The 10,930-nt window shown below is 60.1% G+C and carries 12 protein-coding genes and 1 riboswitch; of the genes, 11 read left to right on the top strand and 1 reads right to left on the bottom strand.

Annotated features, from left to right (window positions below):
* Complete coding sequence (cobD, locus tag ACIPDS_RS06665; RefSeq protein ID WP_400733990.1) at nucleotides 1–1,077, top strand: threonine-phosphate decarboxylase CobD; 1,077 nt, start codon at nucleotides 1–3, stop codon at nucleotides 1,075–1,077.
* Here cobD and ACIPDS_RS06660 read toward each other — a convergent pair.
* Nucleotides 1,062–1,931: an L-threonine kinase gene (locus ACIPDS_RS06660; protein WP_400733987.1), complete on the bottom strand. Its 870-nt coding sequence runs from the start codon at nucleotides 1,929–1,931 to the stop codon at nucleotides 1,062–1,064. The genes cobD and ACIPDS_RS06660 overlap by 16 nt on opposite strands.
* Before the next feature lie 128 nt (nucleotides 1,932–2,059).
* Nucleotides 2,060–2,250: riboswitch (cobalamin riboswitch) on the top strand.
* Nucleotides 2,251–2,342: 92 nt separating this feature from the next.
* On the opposite strand from ACIPDS_RS06660, the gene ACIPDS_RS06655 reads away from it, so the two are divergent.
* The 10 genes from ACIPDS_RS06655 to ACIPDS_RS06610 are packed head-to-tail and all read left to right on the top strand — an operon-like array spanning nucleotide 2,343 to nucleotide 10,921.
* Nucleotides 2,343–3,716, top strand: a complete 1,374-nt coding sequence (locus ACIPDS_RS06655; protein WP_400733984.1) for a cobyrinate a,c-diamide synthase — start codon at nucleotides 2,343–2,345, stop codon at nucleotides 3,714–3,716.
* Nucleotides 3,713–4,672, top strand: coding sequence for an adenosylcobinamide-phosphate synthase CbiB (gene cbiB, locus ACIPDS_RS06650; RefSeq protein ID WP_400733982.1), 960 nt, complete (start codon nucleotides 3,713–3,715; stop codon nucleotides 4,670–4,672). The genes ACIPDS_RS06655 and cbiB overlap by 4 nt, the downstream gene beginning before the upstream one ends.
* A 10-nt stretch (nucleotides 4,673–4,682) precedes the next feature.
* Nucleotides 4,683–5,318 (top strand): cobalt-precorrin-8 methylmutase, encoded by a 636-nt coding sequence (locus tag ACIPDS_RS06645; RefSeq protein WP_400733979.1) that lies wholly within the window; start codon nucleotides 4,683–4,685, stop codon nucleotides 5,316–5,318.
* On the top strand, nucleotides 5,315–6,454 hold the full coding sequence (cbiD, locus tag ACIPDS_RS06640) for a cobalt-precorrin-5B (C(1))-methyltransferase CbiD (protein ID WP_400733976.1): 1,140 nt from the start codon (nucleotides 5,315–5,317) through the stop codon (nucleotides 6,452–6,454). Before ACIPDS_RS06645 ends, cbiD begins: the two co-directional genes overlap by 4 nt.
* Nucleotides 6,448–7,053: a cobalt-precorrin-7 (C(5))-methyltransferase gene (locus ACIPDS_RS06635; RefSeq protein ID WP_400733973.1), complete on the top strand. Its 606-nt coding sequence runs from the start codon at nucleotides 6,448–6,450 to the stop codon at nucleotides 7,051–7,053. Before cbiD ends, ACIPDS_RS06635 begins: the two co-directional genes overlap by 7 nt.
* Nucleotides 7,043–7,621 carry a decarboxylating cobalt-precorrin-6B (C(15))-methyltransferase gene (locus ACIPDS_RS06630; protein ID WP_400733971.1) on the top strand — a complete coding sequence of 193 codons (579 nt, stop codon included), beginning with the start codon at nucleotides 7,043–7,045 and terminating at the stop codon, nucleotides 7,619–7,621. The genes ACIPDS_RS06635 and ACIPDS_RS06630 overlap by 11 nt, the downstream gene beginning before the upstream one ends.
* On the top strand, nucleotides 7,605–8,378 hold the full coding sequence (locus ACIPDS_RS06625) for a cobalt-precorrin-4 methyltransferase (protein WP_400733968.1): 774 nt from the start codon (nucleotides 7,605–7,607) through the stop codon (nucleotides 8,376–8,378). Before ACIPDS_RS06630 ends, ACIPDS_RS06625 begins: the two co-directional genes overlap by 17 nt.
* Nucleotides 8,359–9,414, top strand: coding sequence for a cobalt-precorrin 5A hydrolase (gene cbiG / locus ACIPDS_RS06620; RefSeq protein ID WP_400733965.1), 1,056 nt, complete (start codon nucleotides 8,359–8,361; stop codon nucleotides 9,412–9,414). Before ACIPDS_RS06625 ends, cbiG begins: the two co-directional genes overlap by 20 nt.
* Nucleotides 9,414–10,139 carry a precorrin-3B C(17)-methyltransferase gene (locus ACIPDS_RS06615; RefSeq protein WP_400733962.1) on the top strand — a complete coding sequence of 242 codons (726 nt, stop codon included), beginning with the start codon at nucleotides 9,414–9,416 and terminating at the stop codon, nucleotides 10,137–10,139. Before cbiG ends, ACIPDS_RS06615 begins: the two co-directional genes overlap by 1 nt.
* Entirely contained in the window at nucleotides 10,136–10,921 is a 786-nt protein-coding gene (locus ACIPDS_RS06610; protein ID WP_400733959.1) for a cobalt-precorrin-6A reductase, read from the top strand. Before ACIPDS_RS06615 ends, ACIPDS_RS06610 begins: the two co-directional genes overlap by 4 nt.
* Nucleotides 10,922–10,930 lie beyond the last annotated feature (9 nt).

The following is a 10,930-nucleotide window of genomic DNA, read 5'->3' as shown; positions in this document are numbered from 1 at the left end:
GTGTCGCGACTCAAAAGCGTCCACGGCGGCAACACCCGTGAAGCAGCGGCGCTGCTCGGCATCTCTGCCGACCAGTTGCTGGATTTTAGCGCCAACATTAACCCGCTAGGTATGCCGGAGAGCGTAAAGCAGGCCATCATTGCCCAGCTTTCATGTGCCGAGCATTATCCCGACGTAGACTATGCGCAGCTGCACGCGGCGCTGGCTGCGCATCACGGGGTGCCTGTTTCGTGGGTATTGGCGGGCAACGGTGAAACCGAATCTATTTTCACCCTTGCACGCGGTTTAAAGCCGCGTCGGGCGATGGTGATTGCTCCGGGCTTTGCCGAGTACCGCCGGGCGCTGGACACGCTTGATTGCCAGGTAGAGACTTTTGCCCTGCGCGAAGAAGACGGCTGGCAGCTGACCGAGCGCATCTTACCGGCGCTAAGCGCAGAGCTTGACTGCCTGTTTTTGTGCACGCCGAATAACCCGACCGGGCTGCTGCCCGAGCGCACGCTGCTGGAGGCGATAGCCGAACGCTGCCGGACGCTCGATATTACGCTGGTCTTAGATGAAGCATTTATCGACTTTATCGCCGACGAACCCGGTTTTATCCCGCATCTTGGCGAACATCCGCACATTTGGGTGCTGCGCTCGCTCACCAAGTTTTACGCCATTCCTGGCCTGCGGTTAGGCTATTTACTCAACGGTGACGCCGAGGCGGTGGCGCGACTGCGTAAGCATCAGATGCCGTGGTCAATCAATAGCTTTGCCGCGCTGGCAGGTGAAATTGCCCTGTGCGATGACGCTTATCAACAGGCAACCCGGCGATGGCTGGCGCAGGAAGGCCCGCGATTTTATCAGGCGCTGTGCGACATTGATGGGCTGACAGTGTATCCGGGGCAAGCCAACTATCTGTTTTTACGCTGTGAAAGGCCGGATGTTGAATTGCAGTACGCGCTGCTGCAACACCATATTCTTATCCGCAGTTGTGCCAACTATCCGGGGCTGGATGCGCGCTACTTCCGCGTGGCAATTCGCAGCGAGGCGGAAAACCAGCGGCTGCTGGCGGCGCTTCGTCAGGTGCTTAGCTGAACTCCGCCCGACACCTTACTTACCAGGTGCTGTTTCGGCCACCAATCGCTGAGTTTTTGCTGTGCCAGCGCCCATCTCAAATATTCCACATCGTGGCGATGGCGGTCGAGCATTAACCCGACCACGCTGCCGCTGTGCGCCACGTTTATTCCGTATAATCCGCAAGATTCAACCAGCGACAGCAACGTCGTAAACTCCGGTTTGGGCAGCAGCGCCTGGCTGGCGATCGCGCTGAGCGTTGCCGCCTCGCCTAACCGTTCCGGGCTATTGCTGGCGCAGCCTGCCTGCACCTTTTCCCACGCCTGATGCAGTCTTGCGGCGCTGGCCTGTAATGCCGCTTCACGCGGTAAACGGTGATAATCTGCGGTGCGTAGAATGACGGGGCTTTCGAGCACCAGCAGGTCGAATTCAGGCGAGGGGCCACAGCCAATTTGAGTATGCGCGTCATGATGATCAAACAGGGTTAACTGATCGAAAAGCGTGCTGTCCGTTGGCTCAAGCGACACGCACAGCGCAGCCAGAATTGATTCATTCAATGAATACCCCAAGTGATGCGCTGTGGCAACGGCGGTGGCGGCAATGTCGGCGGTGCTGCTGGCCATGCCTTTGGCAATCGGGATTGTCGAGTGAACCTCAACCTGTAGCGTCTGGCTTAGCGCCGGTGGATAGCCAAAGTGTGCCAGCACGGCCTCAAGCGTTGCGCGGGTGAGCGGGCGCTCGTTGGCTAAGGGCGAGCCGTCACGCACCTCCACCGTGCTGTACCAGTCTATCGGGCACGAGATGAGCTTTTCACTGCCCAGAATCCAGCCCTGAATAATTTCCCCGCAGGAACCGGGGCAGCGTGCCACGCTCATGATATTCCTTGCTTTAGCCTTCAAAATATAACTACCGTAAATATACCGGTATTGTCATAGCGCAACGAAATCCTTTATTTGACGCGCTAGAGTAAGCTGCTTTTATTTTATGCGGGCGCGGTGCCGGCATAAATCTGCAACCAACAGGTCAGGCACATTATGTGCCAGGGAAGGGGGTGAATACACGCGTGTATAAATCCCCCGCAGCCCCCGCTGCTGTGATGCTGACGACCCCGTAAACACCACTGATCGCCGGATCGGGAAGGACGGGTGAGGATGACGCTAAGCCAGAAGACCTGCCTGTTGGTCATTAACAACAACTTCGGTGGGAAGTGGGTTGCTTTGCGTTGCACGGTCGGCTGATCGGGCAAGCGCACGGCTATACTCGTCCCTCGGCAATAGGGTCAGGGTATGGCAGCCAGACAGCACGCATTTGTTCTTGCAGGTACCGGCAGCGGCTGTGGTAAAACCACGGTGACGCTGGGCTTGCTGAAATTGCTCCAGCAGCGCGGGCTGCGGGTTCAGCCGTACAAGGTTGGCCCTGACTATCTCGACACCGGCTGGCATACCGCGCTGTGCGGCGTCCCTTCGCGTAATCTCGACAGCTTTATGCTGCCCACCTCGATTCTCAACGCCCTGTTTTGTGACCATTTGCAGCACGCGGATATCGCCGTGATTGAAGGCGTCATGGGCCTGTACGACGGTTACGGCACTGACCCCAATTATTGCAGCAGCGCGGCGATGGCCAAACAGCTGGGCTGCCCGGTGATTTTACTGGTCGATGGCAAAGCGGTCTCCACCTCGATTGCCGCAACCGTCATGGGCTTTCAGCACTTCGACCCCAGCCTCAACATCGCCGGGGTGATTGTTAATCGGGTCAACAGCGACAGCCACTTCCAGTTGCTGAAAAGCGCCATCGAACGTTACTGCGCTATTCCGGTGCTGGGCTACGTTCCGCGCGTGGAAGGCGTGGCGCTGCCCGAGCGCCATCTTGGGCTAGTCACCGCCCGCGAATCAACGCTTAACGCCAAACCGTGGCAGGATTTTGCCGCCACGCTTGAACGCACGCTGGATATTGACGCGCTGCTCTCGCTCAGTGAACTGAACGCCTTACCGGTTGGAGAATGGCCGACGACGCCGCTTGCCGGTGAAGGCTTAACGCTGGCGCTTGCCGATGATGAAGCCTTTAATTTTTACTACCCGGATAATCTGGCGCTACTGGAACGCGCGGGGGTGAACATTGTGCGCTTTAGCCCGCTGCACGACCGGGAGCTTCCAGCGTGCCAGATGATCTGGCTGGGCGGCGGCTACCCGGAATTACATGCCCGAACCCTTGCCGCCAACACCTCCATGCTGGCGCAACTGCGTGAAGCGCACCGGCGCGGCGTGGCTATCTACGCGGAATGCGGTGGCCTGATGTATCTTGGCAGCACGCTTGAGGATGCGCAGGGGGAAATCCATGCGATGGCGGATATCCTCCCCGGTGACAGCAAAATGGGCACCCGGCTGACGCGCTTTGGCTACTGCGAAGCCGAAGCCCAACGGCAAACGCTGCTCGCCGCTCCCGGCGAGGTGCTGCGCGGGCATGAATTCCACTACTCCGATTTTACCCCCCGGCTTCCGGCGGTGATGGCCTGCCGTAAAACCCGCGATGGCGCAACCCTCCAGCAATGGTCTGGAGGCTGGCAGTGTGGCAACACCTTTGCCAGCTATCTGCACGTCCACTTCGCGCAACGTCCCGCCATGCTAAACCATTGGTTTGCCGCCGCAAGGAGCGCCCAATGACGCTGCTCGCGTGGTGCCTGGCATGGGCGCTCGATTTTGTGATTGGCGACCCGCAGCACTGGCCGCATCCGGTACGCTGGATGGGCAACCTGATAAGCACCGTACAACGCGTGGTGCGCCGCCTCTGCCGCAGCGATCGGGCTTTACGTCTCGGCGGCGGGGTGATGTGGCTGGTGGTGGTAGGGCTAACCTATGGCGTGGCGTGGGGCGTGCTGGCGCTGGCGGCGAAAATTCATCCGTGGCTGGGCTGGGGCGTGGAGGTGTGGATGATTTTCACCGTGCTCGCCGGACGCTGCCTGGCGCGCTCCGCGCAGGATGTTGAACGACCGCTGCGCGAGGGCGACATTGCCGAAAGCCGCCGCAAGCTGTCGTGGATTGTCGGTCGCGACACCTCCCAACTTCAGCCTGAGCAAATCAACCGCGCGGTAGTGGAAACGGTGGCGGAAAACACCGTCGACGGCATTATCGCGCCGCTGTTCTTCTTGCTGCTTGGCGGCGCGCCGCTGGCAATGGCCTATAAAGCGGTCAACACCCTCGATTCGATGGTCGGCTATAAGCATGAAAAATACCGCGCTATCGGTATGGTCAGCGCCAGATTAGACGACGTCGCCAACTTTATTCCCGCCCGCCTGAGCTGGCTTTTTATCAGCGCCGCCGCGTGGGTTTGTCGCTTTGATGCTGGACGGGCGCTACGCATCGGCTGGCGCGATCGCCGCAACCACAGCAGCCCAAACTGCGCGTGGCCGGAAGCTGCGGTTGCCGGGGCGCTGGGCATTCGTCTGGGCGGCCCGAACGACTATTTTGGCGAGCGCGTTGAGAAGCCGTGGATAGGCGACGCCCGTCGCGCTATCGAAATTGATGATATTTCCCGAACGATTCGACTGATGTGGGTGTCGTCCACGCTGGCCCTGCTGCTGTTTATGGCGGCAAGAGTCTGGCTGGTGGGCATCGCTTAAGGAGCAGTGCATGAACTATATCCAGCAACCGCAGGCTATCGAGCGTAAAAGCTTTGAGATCATAAGCGACATTATTGCCGATACCCGCCCGGAATATTGCTTCGAAAGCCCGCTGCACGAGGCGATTATTAAGCGAGTGATTCATACCACCGCCGACTTTGAATGGCTGGATATTTTGTGGTTCGCGCCGGATGCATTGACGTGTCTGACCGAGGCGTTAAGCCGCCCGTGTACGCTCTATACCGACACCACCATGGCGCTCTCCGGCATTAATAAAAATCTGCTGGCGACCTTCGGCGGCGAGTGCCGCTGCTATATCAGCGACCCGCGCGTGGTGCGCGAGGCGAAAGCGCAGGGCATGACCCGCTCGATGGCGGCGGTAGACATTGCCGTGCAGGAAGCGGGTGACAAGGTGTTTGTTTTCGGTAATGCGCCGACCGCGTTATTCCGCCTGCTGGAGCATAAAGAACTTGATATCGGTGGCGTAATTGGCGTACCGGTGGGCTTTGTCGGCGCGGCGGAATCCAAAGACGCGCTCAGCAAAAGCGGCCTGCCGGGAATTGCCGCACTGGGACGCAAAGGCGGCAGCAACGTCGCCGCCGCCATCGTCAACGCCATTCTCTATCATTTGCAGGCCGCAAAATGAGTGAACCCGCTTTTGATGCCCCGGTATGGCATAACGGCAAAGCGCTGCGCAAAGGCTACACCACCGGCTCCTGTGCTACGGCGGCGGCCAAAGTTGCCGCGCTGATGGTCATGCGCCAGCACCTGATTCATCAGGTGTCGATTGTCACCCCTTCTGGCGTAACGCTGAATCTGAACGTTGAATCGCCGCATGTTGAAGGCCAGCAGGGAATTGCCGCCATTCGCAAAGACGGCGGCGACGATATCGATGCTACCCACGGGATGCTGATTTTTGCCCGCGTCACGCTTAACGACAGCGGCGACATTACCCTGCGCGGCGGTGAGGGCGTTGGCACCGTCACCCGCAAAGGCATCGGGCTCCCCATCGGCAGTTCGGCAATAAACCGCACCCCGCGCCACACCATAGAAACCGCCGTGCGTGAAGCGATTGGTCCCGCGCGCGGCGCGGAGGTCGAAATCTTTGCCCCGGAAGGCGAGGCGCGGGCGCAAAAAACCTATAACGCGCGGCTGGGCATCGTGGGCGGCATCTCGATTATCGGCACTACCGGCATCGTCACGCCGATGTCTGAGGAGAGCTGGAAACGCTCGCTGGCGCTGGAGCTTGAGATGAAGCGCGCGGCGGGGCTTGAGCGGGTGATATTGGTGCCGGGCAACCACGGCGAACGCTTCGTGCGCGAGCAGATGGGCATCGACTCGCCGGTGGTGGTCACCATGAGCAACTTTGTCGGCTACATGATTGAGGAGGCCGTACGGCTGGGCTTTCACCAGATAGTGCTGATAGGCCACCCCGGCAAGCTGATTAAAATCGCCGCTGGCATTTTTCACACCCATAGCCATATTGCCGATGCGCGGATGGAAACGCTGGTCGCCCATCTGGCCTTGCTCGGCGCGCCGCTGGAGCTGCTGACGCGGGTCAGCGACTGCGATACCACCGAAGCGGCGATGGAGCATATTGACGCGTTCGGTTTCCAGCGCATCTACAACCATCTTGCCGAACGCATCTGTATGCGCGTCATGCAGCGTCTGCGCTTCACCAAAACGCCGCCGCAATGCGACGCCATCATGTTCTCGTTTGATAACCAGATCCTCGGCAGTAATCGCCCGGTCAGTGAAATTGTCGAGGCGATGCAATGCTGACGGTGGTGGGCATGGGCCCGGCGGGCGTGCAATTGATGACGCCGCAGGCGGTACAAGCCGTGGCGAAGGCCGATGCGCAGGTTGGCGCGGCACGTCATCTGGCGCAGTTCCCGCATTTCAGCGGCGAACGTTGCCCGCTGGGCGCCAACATTGGTGAGGTGCTGGCATGGATTGCGGCACGCCCCACGCAAAACGTGGTGGTGCTGGCCTCCGGCGACCCGCTGTTTTACGGCATCGGCACGCGGCTGATTGCTCATTTTGGCCGCGATAACGTGCAGGTGATCCCCGGCGTCAGCGCCGTGCAGTATCTGTGCGCGCGGGCGGGTGTCGACATGAACGAGATGTGGCTCACCAGCAGTCACGGGCGCGAGGTGAACTTTGACGCCATCGCCCGCCATCTCAAGGTGGCAATGGTCACCGATAAGCGCTGCGGGCCGAAGCAAATTGCCGCTGAACTGGTGGCGCGCGGTAAAGGGCATCGCTGGATGGTGATTGGCGAAAATCTGGCGCAGGACAACGAACGCATCCACTGGCTGCCGGTCAGCGCGGTGGAGAACGACTATGAGATGAACACGGTGGTGATCCTCAATGAAAGATGAACTGTTTTTGCGCGGCGAAAAAGTGCCGATGACCAAAGAAGCGGTGCGCGCGCTGGCGCTGTCAAAGCTGGAATTGCATTGGGCCAGCCACCTGATTGATATCGGTGCGGGAACCGGCAGCGTGTCGATTGAAGCAGCATTGCAAAACCCCACGCTTGCGGTGACGGCGATTGAGCGTAACCCGGCAGCGCTGCGCTTACTGGAGGAGAACTGCCAGCGCTTTGCCTGCGGCAATATCACAGTGATAGCCGCAGAAGCGCCGGACGTCGCGGTTGAGCAGGCTGACGCCGTCTTTATCGGCGGCAGCGGGGGGCATCTTTGCGCGCTGATTGACTGGTCATTGCAGCATTTGCGCCCCGGTGGACGCCTGGTGATGACGTTTATCCTCCAGGAAAATTTGCACGCGGCCCTCGACCATCTCCGTCTGTCGGGCGTCACGGCGATGGACTGCCAGCAGTTAACCATCTCCGCGCTCACGTCGCTTGGCAGCGGGCACTATTTCAAGCCGCATAACCCCATTTTTGTCATTGCCTGTCAAAAGGAAGATGCCCATGTCTGCACGCTTTGATAACCGCTGTGTCTGGTTCGTTGGCGCAGGCCCCGGCGACCGCGACCTGATTACCTTAAAAGGCTACCGCCTGCTGCAACAAGCGCAGGTGGTTATCTACGCCGGTTCGCTTATTAACACCGAACTGCTGGAGTACTGCCCGCCAGATGCCCAATGCCACGACAGCGCTGAACTGCATCTGGAACAAATTCTTGCGTTGATGGAAGACGGAGTGAAAGCCGGGAAAACGGTGGTGCGCCTGCAAACCGGCGATGTTTCGCTGTACGGCTCGGTGCGCGAGCAGGGCGAAGAGCTGACGCGTCGCGGCATCCCCTGGCAGGTGGTGCCGGGCGTCAGCGCGTTTCTCGGCGCGGCGGCGGAACTGGGCGTTGAATACACCGTCCCGGAAGTGTCGCAAAGCCTGATTATCACCCGTCTGGAGGGGCGCACGCCGGTGCCAGAGCGTGAACAGCTGGAGTCGTTTGCCCAGCATCAAACCTCCATGGCGATTTATCTCTCCGTTCAGCGTATTCACAAGGTGGCGGAACGGCTGATTGAGGGCGGCTATCCGGCAAATACGCCGGTGGCGGTGGTTTACAAAGCGACCTGGCCGGAAAGCCAGACGGTGCGCGGCACGCTTGTGGATATCGGCGATAAAGTGCGTGATGCGGGGATCCGTAAAACGGCGCTGATTCTGGTCGGCAACTTCCTCGGTGAGGAGTATCACTACTCGCGTCTGTACGCGGCGGACTTCAGCCATGAATACCGTAAAGCCTGACGGCATTGCGCTGTTTTGCCTCACCCCCGGCGGCGTGGCGTTAGCGAAACGGCTCAGTGCGGCGCAGCCGATGACCTGTCTCACCCGCGAGGCGCTGGTGGAAGAGGGCTTTTCGGCGTTTGACGGCAGCTTTGCGCAAAGCGTGCAGCAGGCGTTTAGCCGCTATTCGGCGCTGATTTTTATCGGTGCCACCGGTATTGCCGTGCGCGTGCTGGCACCGTTGCTGGTGGACAAATTTCACGACCCGGCGGTGGTGGTGATTGATGAGCGCGGCCAGCACGTTATCAGCCTGCTCTCAGGCCATATCGGCGGCGCGAATACGCTGGCGCGCCATCTGGCGAGCATTCTTGGCGTTGACCCGGTGATCACCACCTCGACCGACGTCAACGAGGTGGCTGCGCTGGATTCGTTAGCCTGCCAGCTGAATGCCCGAATGCATGATTTTCGCACGGCGGTGAAAACCGTGAATCAAATGCTGGTCAGCCAGCAGCGCGTCGGGCTGTGGTGGGATGAATCGCTCGCCGATGAGGTAAGCCGCTGCGACCGCCGTGGTTTTATCACCGTGACCTGTCTTGACGCCTTGCCTGAACTGGACGCGCTGGTGTGCATCACCCTGCGCGACACGCTGCCGGAACTGCCGCTGCCGCACTGGAAGCTGGTTCCGCAACGGATTGTGGCGGGCATTGGCTGCCGTCGAGATACCCCTTGTGCCTTGATCTCACAACTTCTGTCACGGCAGTTCGCGGCGCAACGGCTCGACCCGCTGGCCCTGAAAGCCATTGGCAGCATCGTCGTCAAACAAGATGAACCGGGGCTGATTGAGCTTGCCCGCGCAGCCGATGTGCCGTTTGAAATTTTTAGCGTCGCCGCCCTGTGCGAGCACCAACACCGCTTTCCCGCTTCGCAATTTGTCAAACAAACGGTGGGCGTCGGCAGCGTTTCCGGCCCGGCGGCGTGGCTGATGAGCGACGGGCATCTTATCGGCGAGACCCTGCGTGAACAGGGCGTCACTATTACTTTGGGAGTTACACACTGATGTTAAGCGTAATCGGAATTGGCCCCGGCTCGCAGGCCATGATGACCATGGAAGCCGTTGAAGCCTTGCAGGCGGCGGAAATCGTCGTCGGCTATAAAACCTACACGCACCTGGTAAAAGCCTTTACCGGCGACAAACAGGTGATCAAAACCGGAATGTGCAAAGAGATCGAGCGCTGCCAGGCGGCGATTGATCTGGCGCAGGCCGGACACAACGTGGCACTGATTAGCAGTGGTGATGCCGGTATTTACGGCATGGCCGGGCTGGTGCTGGAACTGGTCAGCAAACAGAAGCTGGACGTGGAAGTGCGCCTGATCCCCGGCATGACCGCCAGTATCGCCGCCGCCGCGTTACTGGGTGCGCCGCTGATGCATGACTTCTGCCATATCAGCTTAAGCGACCTGCTCACCCCGTGGCCGGTGATTGAAAAACGCATTATCGCCGCCGGAGAAGCCGACTTTGTTATCTGCTTTTACAACCCGCGCAGCCGCGGTCGTGAAGGGCATCTGGCGCGCGCATTTGAACTGCTGGCCGCCAGCAAAAACGCCAATACGCCGGTGGGCGTGGTGAAAGCCGCCGGGCGTAAAAAAGAAGAAAAATGGCTGACCACGCTTGGCGAAATGGACTTTGCGCCGGTCGACATGACCAGCCTCGTTATCGTCGGCAATAAAACCACCTACGTGCAGGACGGCCTGATGATTACGCCAAGAGGCTACGTGCTGTGAGCCACGGCGATGTGCTGGTATTGGGCGGAACCAGCGATGCGCGGGCGATTTGCCAGCAGCTGGACGCCGCCGGGGTGCGCTACACCGTGTCGGTGGCGACGCCCACGGGGGAAGCGCTGGCGGGCGATATTCAGGGCAACGTGCGCTGCGGACGACTGGATCTGGCGCAGATGGTGGCCTGGCTTGTCGAGCACCAGACCCGCTGGGTAATTGACGCCTCGCATCCGTATGCCGAAGTGGTCAGCCGCAATGCGGTTGCCGCCTGCGCGCAGACCGGCGTGCTGTTAAGTCGCTACGAGCGCCCGGAACAGCTGAGCTCATTAACGCATCCGCAGCTGTATTACGTCAGCAGTATTGCCGAGGCCTGCGCGCTGTTGAAAAACATGGGCCAGCGGGTGCTCTTGACCACCGGCAGTAAAGACCTGCCGCAGTGGCGCGAAGTGTTGCCGGAGAAAACGCTGCTTGCCCGCGTGTTGCCGGTGCCAGAGGTGGTGCAGCAGTGTGTCGACTTAGGCTTTGGCGTCGGTGAGATTTTTGCCCTGTGCGCGCCGTTTAGCGCCGAATTTAACGCCGCCTTCTACCGCCACTGCCGCGCCGATGTGATGGTCACCAAGGCTTCCGGCGCGGAAGGGGGCTATCAGGAAAAGGTTCAGCCCTGCCTGGAGGCGGGAGTTCCCTGCATCGTCATTACCCGCCCGGCACCGCTTGTGACCGGCGATGAACGCATTGAAAGTCAGGCCGCCTTTGCCGAGCGCTTAGCGCGCTGGCAGGCCACGGTCTAAGGAAAAGAA

The sequence above is a fragment of the Kluyvera sp. NPDC087067 genome (assembly GCF_044745165.1).
Lineage (GTDB): Bacteria > Pseudomonadota > Gammaproteobacteria > Enterobacterales > Enterobacteriaceae > Kluyvera.
The sequence above is the reverse complement of the archived record's forward strand: the minus strand, read 5'-3'. Positions and strand labels throughout refer to the sequence as shown.

Coding starts and splice junctions, on each gene's coding strand:
- ACIPDS_RS06635 (WP_400733973.1), top strand. CDS start 6,448: ATGCTGACGGTGGTGGGCATGGGCCCGGCGGGCGTGCAATTGATGACG.
- cbiB (WP_400733982.1), top strand. CDS start 3,713: ATGACGCTGCTCGCGTGGTGCCTGGCATGGGCGCTCGATTTTGTGATT.
- cbiG (WP_400733965.1), top strand. CDS start 8,359: ATGAATACCGTAAAGCCTGACGGCATTGCGCTGTTTTGCCTCACCCCC.
- ACIPDS_RS06660 (WP_400733987.1), bottom strand. CDS start 1,931: ATGAGCGTGGCACGCTGCCCCGGTTCCTGCGGGGAAATTATTCAGGGC.
- ACIPDS_RS06625 (WP_400733968.1), top strand. CDS start 7,605: ATGTCTGCACGCTTTGATAACCGCTGTGTCTGGTTCGTTGGCGCAGGC.
- ACIPDS_RS06615 (WP_400733962.1), top strand. CDS start 9,414: ATGTTAAGCGTAATCGGAATTGGCCCCGGCTCGCAGGCCATGATGACC.
- cbiD (WP_400733976.1), top strand. CDS start 5,315: ATGAGTGAACCCGCTTTTGATGCCCCGGTATGGCATAACGGCAAAGCG.
- ACIPDS_RS06645 (WP_400733979.1), top strand. CDS start 4,683: ATGAACTATATCCAGCAACCGCAGGCTATCGAGCGTAAAAGCTTTGAG.
- ACIPDS_RS06630 (WP_400733971.1), top strand. CDS start 7,043: ATGAAAGATGAACTGTTTTTGCGCGGCGAAAAAGTGCCGATGACCAAA.
- ACIPDS_RS06655 (WP_400733984.1), top strand. CDS start 2,343: ATGGCAGCCAGACAGCACGCATTTGTTCTTGCAGGTACCGGCAGCGGC.